This is a genomic window from Paractinoplanes deccanensis, from assembly GCF_016862115.1.
GTDB classification, from domain to species: Bacteria; Actinomycetota; Actinomycetes; order Mycobacteriales; family Micromonosporaceae; genus Actinoplanes; species Actinoplanes deccanensis.
The window spans coordinates 14,346-32,479 of sequence record NZ_BOMI01000137.1 but is presented as its reverse complement, the minus strand read 5'-3'; the positions used below and the strand labels follow the sequence as shown (position 1 = coordinate 32,479).

Here is an 18,134-nt window from a genome sequence, read left to right as displayed (position 1 = left end):
CGTGACGCTGACCATCGGAGTCGACGTCGGCGGCACCAAGGTTGCCGGTGGGGTGGTCGACGAGCACGGCACCGTGTTGGCCTCGAACCGCAGGGACACGCCCGCCGAGGACCCGGCCGGCACGCGGGACACGATCGTCGAGGTCGCCGCCGAGCTGGCCGCCGCCTATCCGCAGGCCACCGCGATCGGCATCGGTGCGGCCGCCTGGATCGACGCGGCCGGGTCGACAGTGCTCTTCGCGCCGAACCTCGCCTGGCGGGACGAGCCGCTGCGCGACTACGTCAGCAAGGCCGTCGGCCTGCCCACCGTGCTCGAGAACGACGCGAACGTGGCCGCCTGGGCGGAGTTCCGGTTCGGCGTCGCCCGGCACGCCGACGACTCCATGGTGATGATCACCGTGGGGACGGGCATCGGCGGCGGCATCGTGCTCAACGGCAAGCTGTGGCGCGGCGCCAACGGCATCGCCGCCGAGCTGGGCCACATCCAGTCCGTGCCCGACGGCCACCCGTGCGGCTGCGGCCGGCTGGGCTGCCTCGAGCAGTACGCGAGCGGCAACGCGCTCGTCCGGTTCGCCCGGGCCGGCGCCCGGCAGGAGCCCGACCGGGCCGCGCAGCTGCTCGAACTGGCCGGCGGCGACCCGCTGGCGATCACCGGACGGCAGATCACCGAGGCCGCCCGGGCCGGCGACGGGGTGGCCCGCGACGCGTTCGCCCAGATCGGCTACTGGCTCGGCGTCGCCATGGCAGACCTCGCGCAGATCTTCGACCCGCAGATCCTGGTGGTCGGCGGCGGCGTGGTCGACGCGGGCGACCTGCTCATGACGCCCACCCAGACGACCTACCGCGACCAGCTCAAACAGCGCGGCCGCTTCCCGGTCGCCGAGCTGCGCGCCGCCGAGACCGGCAACACCGCGGGAGTCGTCGGCGCCGCCGACCTGGCACGGCGTCCCTGACCTCATGGCCGGGCCCGCGCTGCGCGTCGTCAGCTACAACGTTCACGGCCTGAAGGACGACCGGGCCGCCCTCGTCGGCCTGGTCCGCGAGCTCGCCCCGGACGTCCTGGTCGTGCAGGAGGCGCCGCGGCGCTTCCGATGGCGGCACCGCTGCGCCGCCCTCGCCGACGACCTCGGCATGGTGGTGGCCGCCGGCGGCCTGCCCGCGCTCGGCAACCTGCTGCTGGTCAACCTGCGGGTGCGGGTGCTGGACACGTGGGTGATGCGCTATCCGCTCACCCCGGGCCGGCACCTGCGCGGCGCGGTCTTCGCCCGGGGCTCCGTGCGCGGCGGCACCTTCACCGTCGCCGGGTCGCACCTCGCCACCGACCCGGGCGAGCGGCCCGCCCAGGCGGCGCTCTGGAAAGAGGCGCTCAACGCCGTCGACGGCCCGCTGATCGCCGCGGCCGACCTGAACGAGGGCCCCGGCGGCGGGGCCTGGCGCACCGTCGAGGACGGTCTCGTCACGCCCGCCGACAGCCCGTCCACGTTCCCGGCCACGGTGCCCGCCCGGCGCATCGACGGGCTCTTCGTCACCCCGGACATCGCCATCGACAAGTACGAGATCGTCGAGAACGACCGGGCCCGCCGCGCGAGCGACCATCTGCCGGTCGTCGCCGACCTGGTTCTCCCCGCGGAGCGGTAAAGGCGATCTTCCGGGCGGGGCCGTCGGTCTGGCAGGATCTCGGCCGTGCCAGACACCCCGGACATCGCCGACCGCCGAGAGGCCGTCTGTGTCGTCGGCGCCGGCGCGAGCGGGCTCGCCGCCGTCAAGAACCTGCGCGAGCACGGCTTCGAGGTCGACTGCTACGAGCGGGAGACCGCCGTGGGCGGCGCCTGGAACTGGCGGCACGACCGCAGCCCGGTCTCCGCCGGCACCCATCTGATCTCGTCGCGCCCGCTCAGCGAGTTCCCCGACTTCCCGATGCCGGACACTTGGCCCGACTATCCGCACCACAGCCAGATGCTGTCCTATCTGGAGCGTTACGCGCGGCACTTCGGCGCCGAGGACGACGTCTGGTTCGGCACCGAGGTGGTCCGGGCGGTCCCGGTCGGTGACGGGCGGTGGGACGTCACGACGAGGTCCACCGGCGGCGGGTCGGAGGAGCGGACCCAGCGGTACGCCGCCCTGGTCGTCGCCAACGGCCACAACTGGTCGCCCGCCGAGCCGGAGATCCCCGGCGAGTTCCGCGGGCAGATGATCCACTCGGTGCGGTACAAGGACCCGGCCCAGCTGCGCGGCCGCCGCGTGCTGGTGATCGGCGGCGGCAACACCGGCTGCGACATCGCCGTCGAGGCCGCCCAGCAGGCATCGGCAGTCTGGCATTCGACGCGCCGTGGATACTGGTACGCGCCCAAATACGTCCTCGGCCGCCCCGCCGACCAGGTCGCCGAGCGCCTGCTGCGGTGGCGTCTGCCGCTGCGCGTACGCCAAGCGCTCTATGGCCGCGTGCTCGCGCTCACGACCGGCGACCTGACCCGCTACGGCCTTCCCCGGCCCGATCACCGGCCGTACGAGAGCCATCCCGTCGTCAACAGCCAGCTCCCGTACTACCTGGGCCACGGCCGGATCACGCCGGTGCCGGACGTGACCGCGTTCGACGGCAAGCAGGTCGAGCTGGCCGACGGCACCCGGATCGAGCCCGACCTGGTGATCACGGCGACCGGCTTCCGGCCGAGCTTCGGCTTCCTCGCCCCTGAGCTGCTCGACACCGGCGCGGACGGGCGGCCGGACCTGCACCTGCACGCGTTCGCCCGCAAGCATCCGACGCTCGCGGTGATCGGCCTGCTCCAGCCCGACGCCGGGCTGCTGCCGCTCGCCCACTGGCAGAGCGTGGCGGTCGCGCGCTGGCTGAGGTTGCGCCTGGACGATCCGGTACGCGCGGCGAACGTGCAGCAGAAGGAGTCGTCCCGGCCGCTCGCGTCCTGGTCGCGGCGCCGTGTGGTGCCGTCGCCGCGCCACTGGTTCGAGGTGGACCACATCGACTACCTGCGGGCCGTCGACGGCCTGCTCCGCGAGATGGAGCCCGCGTGAGGGAGCTCGGCCCGATCCGATTCGCCGACTGGGTGTCACCCGTGCCGGCGCACACCCGCGAGGTGCTGTCCCACGCACCGGCGAATGGCGAACCGGATAAATGCGTAAATATACTTTTTGTGCCGGGAGCGAGGCGCCAGGGAGTGTGGCGCGGCTTCAGGCCGGGCCGCGGCGCCGGGGTGGGCCGTAGCGCCGAGGTGCGGGATGGCGCCGGGGTGGGCCGTGGCGCCGAGGTGCGGGATGGCGCCGGGGTGGGCCGTGGCGCCGAGGCGCTGCATGGCGCCGAGGTGCGGCATGGCGCGGAGGCGGGCCATAGTGCGGAGGCGAGCCGTGCGCAGGTGGGCCGTGGCGCCGAGGTGGGGATGGGTCGTGGCGCAGGGGTGGGCCATGGCGCGGAGGCGAGCACTGGCGCAGAGGCGGGCACTGGCGGTGGGGTGGGGCGTGGCGCCAGGGTTGAGCGTGGCGCCGAGGCGGGCAGTGGCGCTGAGGCGGGGCCCGGTGTGGGGGCCGCCGCTTTCGCCGAGTGCTGGCTGCCGCATGTGGCGGGGCGCGGCTATTCGGGACACGTGCTCACGCCGCGGGCGCGGGGGGATCTGCGGGCTCAGGTGCATGACGTGATGCAGGTGGTGGCGTCGTTGCCGCGGCGGGTGGTGCTGGTCGGGCATGGCGGTGGGGCGCGCGTGGTCGCGTACGTGCTGGGGCGTTATCCGGCCCTGGCCGGGGTGTTGATCTCGCCGCTGGTCAGGGACAGGCGGCTGCCGCGGCCGGTGGGGAACCCGCCCGTGCTGGTGGCCGGGAGCCCGGACGACCGGGTGGTCTCGCGCAAGGCGCTCGATCGGGTGGCCGGCCTCTACGGGTCGGCGCCGCTGCTGTTTCCCGGCATGGGTCACGACCTGATGCGCGGCCCGGACTGGGCGGAGCCGATCGACGCCGTCCTCGACTGGCTCGAGAAGGAGAGCGTCGTCAGGTAGTCGCGCGCCCATGCGTGGATGTCGTGGTCGGTCAGGTAGCGGCGCATGCCGGCCATCCGCGCCGCCAGGTCGGCCGGGTCGGCGCTCAGCGCGCGCAGCAGGGTCTCCTTGAGCCCGTCCACGTCGTGCGGGTTGACCTGGAACGCGTCCTCCAGCTCGGCGGCCGCCCCGGCGAACTCGCTCAGCACCAGGGCGCCCGTGTCGTCGCGGCGGGCCGCCACGAACTCCTTGGCGACCAGGTTCATGCCGTCGCGCAGCGGCGTCACCACCATGACGTCCGCGGTCTGGTAGAGCGCCGCCAGGTCGGCGCGGTCGAACGGCTGGTTGAGGTAGTGGATGGCCGGCTCGCCGACCCGGCCGTACTCGCCGTTGATGCGGCCGACCTCGCGCTCGATGCGGTCGCGCAGCCCGCGGTAGGTCTCCACGCGTTCCCGGCTCGGCACGGCCACCTGCACCACCACCGTGTCGCGCACCTTGACCAGGCCGTCGCGCAGCAGCTCGGCGTAGGCGGTGAGACGGTGCTCGATGCCCTTGGTGTAGTCGAGCCGGTCGACGCTGAGCAGCACTCGCTTGTGCGATCCGAGATCGTGCCGCAGCTTCCTGGCCTGATTGATCACGTAGGGCCGCGCGGACAGCGAGCGCATCTCGGCCACGTCGATCGAGACCGGGAACGCGCCGGTGCGCACCACCCGGTCCTCCAGGACGATCGCGTCGTCGGCGCCCTGCGCCCCGAGCAGCTTCGCCGCGAGCTGGGCGACGTTGTGCGCCGCCTGCGGGCGCTGGAAGCCGACCAGGTCGGCGCCGAGCATGCCGCGCAGCAGCTCGACCCGGCGGGGGAGCTGCATGAAGAGCTCCGGCGGCGGGAACGGCACGTGCAGGAAGAACCCGATCAGCAGGTCGGGGCGCAGCTCGCGGAGCAGCTGCGGCACCAGGTGGAGGTGGTAGTCCTGCACCCACACCGTCGCGCCCGGCTCCGCCACCTCGGCGGCCGCCTCCGCGAACCGGCGGTTGACCGCCTTGTACGTCTCCCACCAGCCCCGGTCGAAGACCGGCGACTCGACGGCGTCGTGGTAGAGCGGCCAGAGTGTGCCGTTGGCGAAGCCCTCGTAGTAGCCGCGCGTCTCGTCCTCGTCGAGGGCCATCGGGCGCAGCCGCAGCGAGCCGAGGTCGGGCAGCGGGCGCGCCTCGCCGACCGTGCCGTCCCAGCCCACCCAGGTGGCACCGGTCTGCTGGAGGATCGCGTGCAGCGCGCCGGCGAGACCGCCGGGACTTCGGCGCCACTCGCACGCCCCGTCGGGCGCGGCGCTGTCATCGAGGGGCAGACGGTTGGCGACGACGACCAGGGAGCTCTGGCGCATCACCGAAGGTTACCGGACGGCTACCGTGGATCTATAGTTGCGGTGGTCTATACAACAGCGCCGTCGTCGAAGTCGTCATCGTCGTCGCCGGAGCGGAGCCGCCACACCAGCATCACCGCGCCCGAGACGATCGCCGCGAAGCCGATCAGCGTCACGTAGTCGCGGTCGATCGGCAGCAGCCGCGGGAACAGGAAAAGCACGAAGCCGACCACGACGCCGAGCACGCCGAACACCGCGTACTTCGAGATCTTGGGTAGCGGCGGAGGAGGCGGCGGCGTGTACCGCTCCTCGTCCTCGTCCTCGTCGCCGGGCAGGTCGTTGCCGAACGTGTCGAGCCCGTCGAGCAGGCCGGGGTCGGGCTGGTCGGTGCGCCGCCGGTTGAGCGAGACGCCGGAGAAGTCGGCCGCCGACTGGAGCCCGCCGAGGCGCGGCGGCTCCTTGGGCGCCTCGATGCCCTCGGACTCCGGCCACGGCGCCGCGGTCGGGTCGACAGTGGTGTGGAAGCCCGCCACGATCTTGGCCCACTCCGCCTCGATGTCCGGCTCGGCGGCCGGGTCCTCCGGCGGGGTGGGCGGCGCGCCACCGGTCACCTTGTGCAGGTGCTCGCGGGCCGTCTCGAGATGGGCCCGGTCGACGAAGAGCCGGTCGGTGGGGCGCGCGGGCAGGGTCGTGGCGCGCAGGATGGGGTTGAGGTCGGCGGTCGGCTGAAGGTAGGCCGCGATGCCGCCGGCGGCCAGCACGTCCAAGAGGTGCTCGCCGACGCGCGGATCCACGTCGCCGGCCGCCGCGTAGTCGGCAGCGTCGATCCCGTTGTCCCGCCGCCCGCGGCGAGCGCCACCCGCTGTCACTGCGCGGCCCCACACTCTATGGCCCCAGTCACCCTGCTGGCACCAGTCACCCTGCACACTCCCTCGCCCCGACCGTGCCTTGAATGGTGACACGACATGGACCGGTTGCGGGAGTGCGTTGTGGCGCGCCGTCCCGCTTCGTACGCTTCCTCTGCGCCGGATGTCCCGGACGTCCAGGAAAGGACCCCCGTGTTCTACTGGCTCCTCAAGTACGTCTTTCTCGGGCCGCCCCTCAAGGTGCTCTTCCGCCCCGACGTGCGCGGCCTCGCCCACCTGCCCCGGAGCGGCCCGGTGATCCTGGCCTGCAATCACCTGTCGTTCTCCGACTCGATCTTCACACCCCTGATCGTCGATCGCAGGGTGACGTTCGTCGCGAAGGCCGAATACTTCACCGGGAAGGGGATCAAGGGCTGGCTCATGCGGCACTTCTTCTCCGGCACCGGGACCATCCCGGTCGACCGTTCCGGCGGGAAGGCCGCCCAAGCGGCCCTGGAGACCCTGCTGAGGGTGCTGCGCGAGGGTGGCATCGCGGGCATCTATCCGGAGGGCACCCGGTCACCCGACGGGCGGCTCTACCGCGGCAAGACGGGGGTGGCCCGGCTGGCGCTGGAGAGCGGCGCCCCGGTCGTGCCGGTGGCGCTGCTCAACACCGACGAGATCCAGCCCACCGGCACCCTGATCCCCAAGGTCATGAGGGTGCGCATGCGGTTCGGCGCGCCGCTCGACTTCTCCCGCTACGCGCACGCCAAGGGCGACCGCTTCGTCGAGCGCGCCGTCACCGACGAGATCATGTACGAGATCATGGCGCTCTCCGGCCGCGAGTACGTCGACGTCTACGCGGCCAGTCTGAAGACCTCGATCGAGGCTCCTACACAGCGCTCATCCCGGCGCGACGACGTAGCGCCTGGAGGTCGGTGACGACGATGCGGCGGCCCTCGGTGCGCAGCCAGCCGCGGCTGGCGAACGAGCCGATCGCCTGGTTCACGCTCTGCCGCGAGCCGCCGGCCATCTCGGCGAGCTGGCTCTGGTTGAGCTCGATCGTGATCATCGGGGCCTGGCTCTCGCCGGCCAGGCGCACCAGCGTCTTGGCGACCCGTCCGGGCAGGTCGAGGAAGACGTGATCGGTGTTCTGCTCGGTGAGCCGGCGGATGAGCGCGCCCACCGACCGCATCACCGCGTCGAGGATGCGCGGGTTGGAGTGGACGAGGTCCATGAAGGCCGCGCGCGACAGGGTCAGCGCCTGGCAGTCCTCGATCGCCTCGGCCGACGTGCTGCGCGTCGACGCGTCCAGAAGGGACACCTCGCCGAGCACGCCCGGCGGCCGGACGACGGTCAGCACCGCGCGCTCGCCGGTCGGCGCCGTGCGGAAGATCGCGACCGCGCCGCGTCTCAGGATGATCAGCGACTCGCCGGGATCGTTCTCGACGAACAGGATCTGTCCCTTGCGGTACGTCCGCGGCACGGCCGTCGCGATCACGCGTTGCCGGACGTCCGGCTCCAGACCGGCGAACATGTCGACGCCGGTCAGCGCGTCGCCGTTGTCCGGCATGCGATTGTCCACGGCGTCATCCCTCCCCCGGTGGGACCGCGTGTGTCGTGAGCGGCCGGTCGCGCCGGCCCCTCGACGCGAACGATCACTCTTAGCACAGAGCCACCCACCGGCGCCATTTCTGCGCACCCCTGCCGCGAGCGCCTCGTAGGATCATGTCGCGGTTGTCGCTTTCTGTAAACCTCCCCTATGCGAAACGTGAGCGCCAAGGGGGAAAGCCTTCAGTCCGGCCAAGGGTGGCGGCGGGGTGGTGGGAAGGGTTGCCCTTCGGAGGGACAGCTGACCGGGGATCACCCTCGTTGTCCGTCGCTTTTTCCGGATCCGCGTCGATAATCCCGCCGTGCCGGATGCCGAGCTTCTTCGATCGACCCTGCGGGACCAGTGGCATCTCGTCCCCGGCGAGATCACCGCCCTCCCGGACGCGCTCATGTCCTACGGATGGGAGGTGACCGCCGGGCCGGAGCGCTACGTCGTCCGGCTCACCGAGGCCCGCTGCCGCCAGCCGGTCGAGGCCGGCCTCGCCGCCGCCGACCATCTGCGGGGCCGTGACATCGCCGCGGGGGAGCCGGTGCGGACCCTGTCGGGCGGCCTCACCGCGCAGACCGCCGAGGGCGCCTTCTCGGTGCTGCGCCGGCTGCCGGGCCGCCGCCTCGACGGCGGGGACCCGATCGACCAGCAGTTCTGGGGCGACCGGCTCGGCGTCGTGCACCGGGCCCTCCAGGGCTTCCACCACCCGGGCCTGCGGCCGTGGCGGCTCCTCGACCCCGACGCTCCCCATCTGCGCGGGGAGCCCTGGCTGCGCGGCGCGGTCCTCGAGGCGGTCACGGCCGCGACGCGCCTCACGGTCACCGACCGGCTGACGTACGGGGTGCTGCACGGCGACCCGGCGCCCGGCGTCTTCGTCGTGGACCCGGGCACCGGGCGGGCCGGGCTGCTCGACTGCGGCGCGAGCGGGCTGGGCCCGCTGGTCTACGACGTGGCCGCCGCCGTCGCGTACACCGGCGGGATGGCCGAGGCCGGCGACCTGATCGACGGCTACCTCGCGGCGGGCCCGGTCGGCGCGGACGAGCTGCACGCCGTGCTGCCCGTGCTGCTGCGGCTGCGCTGGGCCGTGCAGGCCGACCGCGCGGCCCGGCTCGGCCTCCCGGACACCCTGCGCAGTGCCAAGGCGGCCCTGGAGGCCATGGGTGGCTCCTGATGCTGGAAGATGTGCCCCGATGCCATACCGCTACTTTTATGACTGCGAGTTCATCGAGGACGGGCGCACCATCGACCTGGTCTCGATCGGCGTGGTCGACGAGTTCGGCCGCGAGTTCTACGCGGTCAGCACCGAGTTCGACGACAGCAAGGCGATCCCCTGGGTGCGCCGTAACGTCCTCGACAAGCTCCCCTCGCCCTCGGACAAGGCGTGGCGCTCCCGCGAGCGGATCCGCGACGACCTGTACGCGTTCCTGGCCGAGCCGGTCGAGGGCCGCGACGAGCAGATCGAGCTGTGGGCGTGGTTCGCCGCCTACGACCACGTCGCGCTCGCCCAGCTCTGGGGTGCCATGCCCGCGCTGCCGCGCGACATCCCGCGCTTCACCAAGGACCTCCGCCAGCTCTGGGACGACCGGGGGCGCCCGCCGCTGCCCACGATGTCCGGCCGGCACGACGCGCTGGTCGACGCGAGGCACAACCTCGCGCGCTGGCGTGCCATGGGCGGCTGACCCTCGTACGGCCGGCGCTCGTTTGACCGGCCCCGCCGGGGGAATGGCACGGCCATGACTGACACCGAGCAGGAGCAGCGCGAGAAGGTCAAGCAGATGGTCGCGGACGCGCGCATCTGCATGCTCACCACGATGACCGCCGACGGCAAGCACGTGAGCCGCCCGATGGCCCTGCAGGACGTCGAGTTCGACGGCGACCTGTGGTTCTTCACGTACAGCAACGCCGACCTGGTCCAGGAGATCGGCCTGCACCCCCAGGTGAACGTCGCGTTCAGTGACCAGAAGCAGAACAACTGGATCTCCATCTCGGGCACGGCCGTGCGCACCGACAACCCGGAGAAGGCCAAGGAGCTCTGGAGCCCGGCGCTGAAAGCGTGGTTCCCGGACGGACTGGAGACGCCGGAGCTTACGCTGGTCAAGGTGCACGCGGAGACCGCGGAGTACTGGGCGGCGGCGCACAGTTCGAAGGTCGTCACGATGCTGGGCTATGCCAAAGCGGCCGTAACCGGAAAGACCCCGGACGCGGGAGAGAACGAAACCGTCAGGCTGTAGCGGGGCGCTTCGGGGCGGTGTGAGCCGGACCGCTAAAGTTCGGCTTGCGGCCCGCCCCGGGCCCGGCAACGCTGCCGATCACTCGCTCCCTGGGGCTCAGCGGGCTTCCTGCATCTCGTACCTGAAAATCAGGGAGGACGAGCAATCATGCGTATCGGCGTGCTCACCGGCGGCGGCGACTGCCCCGGTCTCAACGCGGTCATCCGGGCGGTTGTGCGCAAGGGCGTCGCCGTCTACGGCCACGAGTTCGTCGGGTTCCGCGACGGCTGGAAGGGCCCGCTCGAGGGTCTGACCAAGCCGCTCGGCATCGCCGAGGTCCGCGGCATCCTGCCCCGCGGTGGCACGATCCTGGGCTCCTCGCGCACCAACCCGTTCAAGATCGACGGTGGTGTCGAGAAGATCAAGGCCAACCTGGCCGAGCAGGGCGTGGACGCCCTCGTGGCGATCGGCGGCGAGGACACCCTCGGCGTCGCCACCAAGCTCACCGACCTCGGCGTCAACGTCGTGGGCGTGCCCAAGACGATCGACAACGACCTCAACGCCACCGACTTCACCTTCGGCTTCGACACCGCTGTCAACATCGCGATGGAGGCGATCGACCGGCTGCACACCACCGCCGAGTCGCACCACCGCACCCTGGTCGTCGAGGTCATGGGCCGGCACGCCGGCTGGATCGCCCTGCACGCCGGCCTCGCCGGCGGCGCCAACGTGATCCTGCTGCCCGAGCGCCAGTTCGACGTCGACCAGGTCGCCACCTACGTGACCAAGCGCTTCCAGGTCGAGTACGCGCCGATCGTGGTCGTCGCCGAGGGCGCCCAGCCGCTCGACGGCCAGATGGCGCTGCAGAGCAAGGAGCTCGACTCGTTCGGCCACGTCCGCCTCGGCGGCATCGGCCAGTGGCTCGCCGAGCAGCTCGAGGAGAAGACCGGCAAGGAGGCGCGCACCGTCGTCCTCGGTCACATCCAGCGCGGCGGTACCCCGTCGGCGTTCGACCGGGTGCTCGCGACCCGCTTCGGCCTCCAGGCGATCGACGCCGTCCACGAGGGCGACTTCGGTAAGATGATGGCGCTGCGGGGCACCGACATCGTGCGCGTGCCGCTGATCGAGGGCACCGGCGAGCTCAAGACCGTTCCGCTCTCGCGGTACGAAGAGGCCGAGGTCTTCTTCGGCAGCTGACAGACGGCTTCATCGGAGGGCGGCCGCTCGGCCGCCCTCTTGTCATACAAGGGGCGGGAATGACCACGCAAACTGTCGCCGTCATCGGCGCGGGCAAGCTCGGCGAGCTGGTCCTGTCCGGACTGCTGCGCTCCGGCTGGCCGGCGCAGCAGCTGCTGGCCACCACCCGCCGCCCCGAGCGGGCCGCGGAGCTCGCCGACCGCTACGGCATCCGCCCGGTGCTCAACCTGACCGCGGTGACCCAGGCCGACGTGCTGCTCATCGCCGTCAAGCCGCAGGACGCGGGCAAGCTGCTCGACGACTTCGGCTCCAAGGTGCCGCCGGACAAGCTCGTCGTGTCGCTCTGCGCCGGCCTGCCCACCAGCTTCTTCGCCGACCGCCTGCCCGGCGGCATCCCCATCGTGCGGGTCATGACCAACACCCCGGCGCTGGTCGACCAGGCGATGACGGTGGTCTCCCCGGGCCCGTACGCGACGGTCGACCACCTGACGGTCGTCGAGCAGATCTTCCGCCCGCTCGGCCGCACCCTGCGGGTCCCCGAGTCCCAGCAGGACGCGGTGACCGCGCTCTCCGGCTCCGGCCCGGCCTACTTCTACCTGCTCGTCGAGGCGATGATCGACGCGGGCATCCTGCTCGGCCTGCCCCGCCAGGTGGCCCACGAGCTGGTCGTGCAGACCGCGATCGGCTCGGCGACCATGCTGCGCGACTCCGGCGAGCACCCGGTCAAGCTGCGCGAGGCGGTCACCTCGCCGGCGGGCACCACCATCTCGGCGATCCGCGAGCTCGAGGTCCACGGCGTGCGCGCGGCCTTCCTCACCGCCCTCGAGGCCGCTCGCGACCGTGCGCGCGCCATCGCGACCGAGATGTCCGGCCCCAGCTAATACCAGATAGCGATCTTCGACCCGTTGTTCTCCTCCGGGGGCGACGGGTGGCTCAGGGCCGTCCCGGTGGCCATCCGGTGCGCCGACCAGGCGACCGCCGCCGCGTCGAGGATGTCGTCGGGCGGGGCCTGACCGGCCGGGCCGATCTGGTCGGGCAGGACGATGCCGTTGCGCGCGAGCAGTTCGCGGCGGCGCGCCTGGCCGGTCCACGTCTTCTTGGCGTACTGCAGAGGCTCGCCCGCCATGGTGCGGAAGGAGACCTCGGGGTGTGCCTCGAAGAGGAGCCCGGGGTGCCGTTCCCAGATCGCGTTCGCCTCGAGCAGCTTGGGCCGCAGCGCCCAGGACTGGCGGCTGAGCCCGGCGCCGGTCAGCTCGCGGCAGAGCCGATTGGCGGCGGCGAAGTCGGACTCCTGCCAGACGGCCCGCGGCGGCACGCGGAAGACGCTGCCGCGCCGGGGGCCGAGCTGGTCGGCGGCGAGCGTGTCGGCGGCGCGCCACGTGTCGGGCAGCATGCCGAGCGGGATGTCCACACCGATCACGGACGCGCCGGAGCTGCCGGCGACGATCTCGTAGAGCGTGGAGGCCAGCACGGCCCGCCCGAAGGCGCCGTCGCGAAGCTCGACCCCGACCCAGCCGAGGGCGTAGGCATCGACTCCGATAACTCGGATGGTCATCGGCGGCGCGCGGGCTCGAGGGCTACGACGTCGAAGATGGTCATGACCGAAGACTACGCGTTGTGTCCGTTGGTGTGCACCCCGTAGCGGTGCGCTCGACAAAGTTAAGCCTTTGCGTAATCCCTTCACACCATCTTGACGACTGTGAATGTGTGTGACTACCGTCTCCTCAACGAACTTTCAGGAAACTTTCCTAACTGTTCACGAGGAGACAGAAGTGCAGAAATCCCTCCGCCGCGCCACCCTGGTGTCGGCGATCGTGGTGGTCGCGGCGACCGCCACGGTCCCGGCGACCCAGGCGTCGGCCGCTGCGGCCTGTGCCCCCGCCTGGTCCTCCACCGCCACCTACGTCAAGGACAACGTCGCTTCGCAGAACGGCCACAACTACACCGCCAAGTGGTGGACGCAGAACGAGTCGCCCGCCACGCACAGCGGCCAGTGGGATGTCTGGATCGACAACGGCGTCTGCGGCGGAACCACGACACCCCCCACCACCCCGCCGACGACCCCGCCGACCACCCCGCCCACGACGCCGCCGACCACCCCGCCCACGACCACGCCGCCCACCTCCAGCGGCAAGAACGTCGTCGGCTACTTCGCCCAGTGGGGCGTCTACCAGCGGCAGTACTTCGTCAAGAACCTGGTCACCTCGGGTTCCGCGTCGAAGCTGACGCACATCCTGTACGCGTTCGGCAACACCACCGGCGGCCAGTGCACGATCGGTGACTCCTACGCCGACTACGACATGGCGTACACCGCGGCCAACAGCGTGGACGGCGTCGCCGACACGTGGGACGCCGGCGCGCTGCGCGGCTCCTTCAACCAGCTGCGCAAGCTGAAGAAGCTCTACCCGAACATCAAGGTCATCTGGTCGTTCGGCGGCTGGACCTGGTCGGGCGGCTTCACCCAGGCCGCGGCGAACCCGACCGCGTTCGCCAACTCCTGCTACAACCTGGTCAAGGACTCCCGCTGGGCCGACGTCTTCGACGGCATCGACATCGACTGGGAGTACCCGAACGCCTGCGGCCTCACCTGCGACGCCAGCGGCCCGGCCGCGTACAACAACGTGATCACCGCGCTGCGCAACAAGTTCGGCTCGAGCTTCCTGATCACCTCGGCGATCACGGCGGACGGCTCGAACGGCGGCAAGATGGACGTGGCCGACTACGCCTCGGGCATCTCGAAGCTCAACCTGGTCTTCCCGATGACGTACGACTACTTCGGCGCCTTCAACGCGCAGGGCCCGACCGCCCCGCACTCGCCGCTCACCTCGTACACCGGGATCCCGCAGGCCGGCTTCTACTCCGACGCGGCGATCCAGAAGCTCAAGAGCAAGGGCGTGCCGGCCAGCAAGATCCTGCTCGGCATCGGCTTCTACGGCCGCGGCTGGACCGGGGTCACCCAGGCCGGCCCGGGCGGCACGGCGACCGGCGCGGCGCCCGGCACCTACGAGGCCGGCATCGAGGACTACAAGGTCCTCAAGGGCAGCTGCCCGCCCACCGGCACGGTCGCCGGCACCTCGTACGCGAAGTGCGGCAGCAACTGGTGGAGCTACGACACCCCGTCGACCATCGCCGGCAAGATGACCTACGCGAAGAACCAGGGCCTGGCCGGCGCGTTCTTCTGGGAGTTCTCGGGCGACACGTCGAACGGTGAGCTGATCACGGCCATCAAGAACAACCTTTAGATTCAGCCCTCAGTCCGCCCAAGGGTGGCGGGCGGGGTGGTTGGACGGCTCATCTCCTCAGGTGAGAAGCGGGGCACCGGGCGCAAGCTCGGTGCCCCGCACTCGTAGGCTTTCGGTCATGCGCCGTGAGTGGCATCAGCTTTCGTACCCGGGGGTCGGCAACGCCGCGTTGCAGACCTCCCGCCCGTCCACCGACTCCGCCGAGGACTCCGCACTCGGCCTCGACGTCTGGCGCGGCCTGCCCCGCGTGCAGATGCCGCCGTGGGAGGACCTGGACGAGGTCGCCTCCGTCTGCCAGGTGCTCGACAACGTCCCGTCGATCGTCGCGCCCTACGAGGTCGACCAGCTGCGCGTCAAGCTCGCCGAGGTGTGCGAGGGGCGCGCGTTCCTGCTCCAGGGCGGCGACTGCGCCGAGACGTTCGCGGACAACACCGAGAGCCACCTGCTGGCGAACGCGCGCACGCTGCTCCAGATGGCGGTCGTGCTCACGTACGGCGCCTCCATGCCGGTCGTCAAGGTCGCGCGGGTCGCCGGGCAGTACACGAAGCCCCGCTCGTCGCCGACCGACTCGCTCGGCCTGCCGGCCTACCGGGGCGACCTGATCAACTCGCTCGACGCGAACGAGGCGGCGCGCAAGGCCGACCCGCAGCGGATGATCCGGGCGTACGCGAACTCCGCCGCCGCGATGAACATGCTCCGGGCGTACCTCGCTGGGGGTCTCGCCGACCTGCACGGGCTGCACGACTGGAACAAGGACTTCGTGCGGGCCTCGCCGGCCGGTGAGCGCTACGAGGCCATCGCGCGCGAGATCGACCGGGCGCTCGACTTCATCCGCGCCTGCGGCATGACCGACAACGAGGCCCTCCGTACGGTGAGCCTGTACTGCTCGCACGAGGCGCTCGCGCTGGAGTACGACCGCGCGCTCACCCGGGTCAGCGACGGCAGGGCGTACGGCCTGAGCGGTCATTTCCTGTGGGTGGGGGAGCGGACACGGCAGCTGGACCACGCGCACATCGACTTCATCAGCCGCATCGCCAACCCGATCGGCGTGAAGCTGGGCCCGGGCACGTCGCCGGAGACCGCGCTGGAGCTGTGCGAGAAGCTCAACCCGGGCAACGTCCCCGGCCGGCTCACCCTGATCAGCCGCATGGGCAACGGCCGGGTCCGCGACGCGCTGCCCCCGATCGTCGAAAAGGTCAACGCGGCCGGCGCCAAGGTCGTCTGGCAGTGCGACCCGATGCACGGCAACACCCACGAGTCGTCGAACGGCTACAAGACCCGCCACTTCGACCGCATCGTCGACGAGGTGCTCGGCTACTTCGAGGTGCACCGCTCGCTCGGCACCCACCCCGGCGGCATCCACATCGAGCTGACCGGCGAGGACGTGACCGAGTGCCTCGGCGGTGCCCAGGGCATCGAAGACCTCGACCTGCCGGACCGCTACGAGACCGCCTGCGATCCCCGTCTCAACACCCAGCAGAGCCTCGAGCTCGCGTTCCTCGTCGCGGAGATGCTTCGTGGTTGATCTACGTTCTGACACGGTCACCCGCCCCACCCGGGCCATGCGCTCGGTCATGGCCGAGGCCGAGGTGGGCGACGACGTCTTCGGCGACGACCCGACGGTCAACGACCTCGAGGCGTACGTGGCCGGGCTGTTCGGCCACGAGGCGGCGCTGTTCGCGCCGAGCGGCTCGATGGCCAACCAGATCGCGTTGCAGCTGCACGTCCCGCCGGGCGGCGAGCTGCTGGCCGGTGCGGACGCGCACGTCGTCACGTACGAGGTGGGCGCGGCCGCCGCGATCGGGGGCATCTCGACGCGCACCTGGCCCTCGGTCGGCGCGGACCTCGACGTGGACCAGATCGCCGCGATGATCCGCCCCGCCGGCTATCCGTCGGTGCCGACCCGGGCCATCGCCGTCGAGCAGACCCACAACCTGGGCGGCGGCACCGTCGTACCGCTGGCGACCTTGCAGGCCCTGCGCGACGTGGCGCAGAAGTCGGGTGTCGCGCTGCACTGCGACGGCGCCCGGATCTGGCACGCGCACATCGCCGACGGGGTGCCGCTGGCCGCCTACGGCGCCTGCTTCGACACGCTCTCGGTGTGCCTGTCGAAGGGCCTCGGCGCCCCGGTCGGCTCGCTGATCGTCGGCAGCCGCGACCACATCGCCCGGGCCCGCGTCCTCCGCAAGCGCATGGGCGGCGGCATGCGCCAGGTCGGCATCCTGGCCGCCGCAGGCCGCCACGCCCTGGACAACCACATCACCCGCCTCGCCGAGGACCACACCAGAGCCCGCAAGCTGGCCGAGGCGCTGGCCCCGCTCGGCGTCGTCGACCCGTCCCGCATCCGCACCAACCTGGTGCCGCTGGACCTGTCGAAGTCCTCCCTGGACGCCCCCACGCTGGCGGCGCAGGCCGCGAAGCAGGGCGTCCTGATCGCCCCGATGCTGCCCCACATCGCCCGCGTCGTCACCCACCTCGACGTCGACGACGAGGGCATCGATCAGGCGATCGTCGTGCTCGGCGGCCTCCTCGCCGGCTCCTTCTGACGCGCGGGGGCCGTTCGCTTCGGTGAGCCTCTCCCGTCGGTGGGTTCTTCGTTTCGGCGAGCTCTTTGCTTCGGTGAGCCTCTCGCGTCGGCGGGTCCTTCGTTTCGGCGAGCTCTTTGCCTCGGCGCGCCCCTCGCGTCGTCGGCGGGCCTTTCCCTCGGTGAGCCCTTCGTTTCGGCGGGCGCCGAAGCTCTCGCCTGCTCTCATGGGGCCATGGACGACGACACCCCCGAGACTGACGCCCGCCACCCCGCCGACGTGGTCACCGCCATGATCGAGGACTGCCTGTCCCGAGCCGCCACCTGGTCGGCCTGGGACGGCACGCCGGTGCCCGTCGACGACCGCTTCTACACCCCGCACAAGGCGATCCGCCGCATCACCGACCACCTGATCGACCACCTGGCCGAGATCGAGGCCCGCCTGGCCGGCGCCCCCACCATCCCCGACCACTGGCACGCCTCGGCCATCACCACCGCCGCCGACCTGGCCCCCTTCACCCCCGAAGACCTCGACGAGGCACGAAGCCGCCTCACCCGCTTGGCCCAGCTGTTCGAGCTGCGCCTGCGCGCCGCCTCCGAGGACGCCCTCGACCACCGCGACGGCGAGGGCTGGTCGCCGCGGCAGATCGCGTTTCATCTGGAGGGTTCGCTCTATTACGCCGACGCCATCGGTTTCCTCCCGACTCGGCCGGCGTCAAGCAATTACGCCCGCATGTGACTTCTGGTTCTGGAGATGTCCTCCGCATACCCTCTCTTCCGAATTGGCGTTCCCTGATTTGTGTAATAAAAGAACCGCAAGACCGGCCGAACTAATGTGTTGCGATGCCCGCCGCGGCTCCTTTCGGCGGAGACGTGAGAATCATTGCGGGCGGCGTCTCGCGGCGAGGCGTTGCCGGCGCCTCGTCGCCAACCGTCGCCACCTCATCATCTGGCGTTTGCGGCTGCCTCGTCGCCAGCTGTCGGCACCTAATCGTCCGGCGTCGTCGGTGCCGAGCTGCTTGGCGCTCCCTGCGCGGCGGAGTGGGCGCCACCGCTGCGCGGGCTCCAGCGCCGACGAGTGCGTGGTCGCGCCGGAATGCCTCCCGAGCCGGCGAAGAACGACGCGACTTTGCGCGGTCGTGCAGGGCCGCGATTTGCGAGCTGGAGAGCAGTCCGAGCTGT

Annotated in this window: 17 protein-coding genes and 1 pseudogene; 14 read left to right on the top strand and 4 right to left on the bottom strand. The window is 71.4% G+C overall.

The window, feature by feature from the left end; genetic code table 11:
* Nucleotide 1 precedes the first annotated feature (1 nt).
* From Ade02nite_RS33810 to Ade02nite_RS49750, 4 genes and pseudogenes are all read left to right on the top strand, one after another.
* Nucleotides 2-952, top strand: a complete 951-nt coding sequence (locus Ade02nite_RS33810) for an ROK family glucokinase (protein WP_203772723.1) — start codon at nucleotides 2-4, stop codon at nucleotides 950-952.
* 4 nt (nucleotides 953-956) lie between these two features.
* Nucleotides 957-1,637 (top strand): endonuclease/exonuclease/phosphatase family protein, encoded by a 681-nt coding sequence (locus Ade02nite_RS33805; protein ID WP_203772721.1) that lies wholly within the window; start codon nucleotides 957-959, stop codon nucleotides 1,635-1,637.
* 45 nt (nucleotides 1,638-1,682) lie between these two features.
* Nucleotides 1,683-3,026, top strand: coding sequence for a flavin-containing monooxygenase (locus Ade02nite_RS33800; protein WP_203772719.1), 1,344 nt, complete (start codon nucleotides 1,683-1,685; stop codon nucleotides 3,024-3,026).
* Nucleotides 3,027-3,517: 491 nt separating this feature from the next.
* Nucleotides 3,518-3,997: pseudogene (locus Ade02nite_RS49750) on the top strand (alpha/beta hydrolase); the annotation flags it as partial.
* On the opposite strand, the gene Ade02nite_RS33790 reads toward Ade02nite_RS49750, so the two are convergent.
* Together Ade02nite_RS33790 and Ade02nite_RS33785 are read right to left on the bottom strand one after the other, a co-directional pair.
* On the bottom strand, nucleotides 3,913-5,355 hold the full coding sequence (locus Ade02nite_RS33790) for an alpha,alpha-trehalose-phosphate synthase (UDP-forming) (protein WP_203772715.1): 1,443 nt from the start codon (nucleotides 5,353-5,355) through the stop codon (nucleotides 3,913-3,915). The pseudogene Ade02nite_RS49750 and the gene Ade02nite_RS33790 sit on opposite strands and share 85 nt — an antisense overlap.
* A 47-nt stretch (nucleotides 5,356-5,402) precedes the next feature.
* Nucleotides 5,403-6,203, bottom strand: a complete 801-nt coding sequence (locus Ade02nite_RS33785; RefSeq protein ID WP_203772713.1) for a DUF308 domain-containing protein — start codon at nucleotides 6,201-6,203, stop codon at nucleotides 5,403-5,405.
* Between the two features lie 189 nt (nucleotides 6,204-6,392).
* Between Ade02nite_RS33785 and Ade02nite_RS33780 the strand changes: the two genes are divergently transcribed.
* A complete protein-coding gene (locus Ade02nite_RS33780; protein ID WP_203772711.1) occupies nucleotides 6,393-7,121 on the top strand; it encodes a lysophospholipid acyltransferase family protein in 729 nt (242 codons plus the stop codon).
* Here Ade02nite_RS33780 and Ade02nite_RS33775 read toward each other — a convergent pair.
* Entirely contained in the window at nucleotides 7,072-7,752 is a 681-nt protein-coding gene (locus tag Ade02nite_RS33775) for a Crp/Fnr family transcriptional regulator (RefSeq protein ID WP_379037891.1), read from the bottom strand. The two genes, Ade02nite_RS33780 and Ade02nite_RS33775, sit on opposite strands and share 50 nt — an antisense overlap.
* 340 nt (nucleotides 7,753-8,092) lie before the next feature.
* On the opposite strand from Ade02nite_RS33775, the gene Ade02nite_RS33770 reads away from it, so the two are divergent.
* From Ade02nite_RS33770 to proC, 5 genes are all read left to right on the top strand, one after another.
* Complete coding sequence (locus Ade02nite_RS33770) at nucleotides 8,093-8,950, top strand: phosphotransferase enzyme family protein (protein ID WP_203772707.1); 858 nt, start codon at nucleotides 8,093-8,095, stop codon at nucleotides 8,948-8,950.
* Between the two features lie 19 nt (nucleotides 8,951-8,969).
* Nucleotides 8,970-9,458 (top strand): polyadenylate-specific 3'-exoribonuclease AS, encoded by a 489-nt coding sequence (locus Ade02nite_RS33765; RefSeq protein ID WP_203772705.1) that lies wholly within the window; start codon nucleotides 8,970-8,972, stop codon nucleotides 9,456-9,458.
* A 54-nt stretch (nucleotides 9,459-9,512) separates the two neighbouring features.
* A complete protein-coding gene (locus tag Ade02nite_RS33760; protein WP_203772703.1) occupies nucleotides 9,513-10,010 on the top strand; it encodes a pyridoxamine 5'-phosphate oxidase family protein in 498 nt (165 codons plus the stop codon).
* 147 nt (nucleotides 10,011-10,157) lie between these two features.
* The gene (locus Ade02nite_RS33755; protein WP_203772701.1) at nucleotides 10,158-11,186 is read left to right on the top strand and encodes a 6-phosphofructokinase; all 1,029 of its coding nucleotides are present in this window, start codon (nucleotides 10,158-10,160) and stop codon (nucleotides 11,184-11,186) included.
* Nucleotides 11,187-11,245: 59 nt separating this feature from the next.
* Entirely contained in the window at nucleotides 11,246-12,067 is an 822-nt protein-coding gene (gene proC / locus Ade02nite_RS33750) for a pyrroline-5-carboxylate reductase (protein ID WP_203772699.1), read from the top strand.
* On the opposite strand, the gene Ade02nite_RS33745 is transcribed toward proC, so the two are convergent.
* Nucleotides 12,064-12,741 (bottom strand): DUF429 domain-containing protein, encoded by a 678-nt coding sequence (locus tag Ade02nite_RS33745; protein ID WP_203772697.1) that lies wholly within the window; start codon nucleotides 12,739-12,741, stop codon nucleotides 12,064-12,066. The genes proC and Ade02nite_RS33745 overlap by 4 nt on opposite strands.
* Before the next feature lie 217 nt (nucleotides 12,742-12,958).
* Between Ade02nite_RS33745 and Ade02nite_RS33740 the strand changes: the two genes are divergently transcribed.
* The 4 genes from Ade02nite_RS33740 (at nucleotide 12,959) to Ade02nite_RS33725 (ending at nucleotide 17,691) form a co-directional block, all read left to right on the top strand.
* On the top strand, nucleotides 12,959-14,428 hold the full coding sequence (locus tag Ade02nite_RS33740; RefSeq protein ID WP_203772695.1) for a glycosyl hydrolase family 18 protein: 1,470 nt from the start codon (nucleotides 12,959-12,961) through the stop codon (nucleotides 14,426-14,428).
* A gap of 118 nt (nucleotides 14,429-14,546) precedes the next feature.
* Nucleotides 14,547-15,953: a class II 3-deoxy-7-phosphoheptulonate synthase gene (locus Ade02nite_RS33735; protein ID WP_203772693.1), complete on the top strand. Its 1,407-nt coding sequence runs from the start codon at nucleotides 14,547-14,549 to the stop codon at nucleotides 15,951-15,953.
* Nucleotides 15,946-16,974, top strand: coding sequence for a threonine aldolase family protein (locus Ade02nite_RS33730; RefSeq protein ID WP_203772691.1), 1,029 nt, complete (start codon nucleotides 15,946-15,948; stop codon nucleotides 16,972-16,974). The genes Ade02nite_RS33735 and Ade02nite_RS33730 overlap by 8 nt, the downstream gene beginning before the upstream one ends.
* A 213-nt stretch (nucleotides 16,975-17,187) precedes the next feature.
* Complete coding sequence (locus Ade02nite_RS33725) at nucleotides 17,188-17,691, top strand: hypothetical protein (protein ID WP_239169246.1); 504 nt, start codon at nucleotides 17,188-17,190, stop codon at nucleotides 17,689-17,691.
* Nucleotides 17,692-18,134 lie beyond the last annotated feature (443 nt).

What these genes read in the sequence shown, in the direction of transcription:
- Ade02nite_RS33755 (WP_203772701.1), top strand. Translation starts at nt 10,158, where the DNA reads ATGCGTATCGGCGTGCTCACCGGCGGCGGCGACTGCCCCGGTCTCAAC.
- Ade02nite_RS33745 (WP_203772697.1), bottom strand. Translation starts at nt 12,741, where the DNA reads ATGACCATCCGAGTTATCGGAGTCGATGCCTACGCCCTCGGCTGGGTC.
- Ade02nite_RS33805 (WP_203772721.1), top strand. Translation starts at nt 957, where the DNA reads ATGGCCGGGCCCGCGCTGCGCGTCGTCAGCTACAACGTTCACGGCCTG.
- Ade02nite_RS33725 (WP_239169246.1), top strand. Translation starts at nt 17,188, where the DNA reads ATGGACGACGACACCCCCGAGACTGACGCCCGCCACCCCGCCGACGTG.
- Ade02nite_RS33760 (WP_203772703.1), top strand. Translation starts at nt 9,513, where the DNA reads ATGACTGACACCGAGCAGGAGCAGCGCGAGAAGGTCAAGCAGATGGTC.
- Ade02nite_RS33735 (WP_203772693.1), top strand. Translation starts at nt 14,547, where the DNA reads ATGCGCCGTGAGTGGCATCAGCTTTCGTACCCGGGGGTCGGCAACGCC.
- Ade02nite_RS33775 (WP_379037891.1), bottom strand. Translation starts at nt 7,752, where the DNA reads ATGCCGGACAACGGCGACGCGCTGACCGGCGTCGACATGTTCGCCGGT.
- Ade02nite_RS33765 (WP_203772705.1), top strand. Translation starts at nt 8,970, where the DNA reads ATGCCATACCGCTACTTTTATGACTGCGAGTTCATCGAGGACGGGCGC.
- proC (WP_203772699.1), top strand. Translation starts at nt 11,246, where the DNA reads ATGACCACGCAAACTGTCGCCGTCATCGGCGCGGGCAAGCTCGGCGAG.
- Ade02nite_RS33790 (WP_203772715.1), bottom strand. Translation starts at nt 5,355, where the DNA reads ATGCGCCAGAGCTCCCTGGTCGTCGTCGCCAACCGTCTGCCCCTCGAT.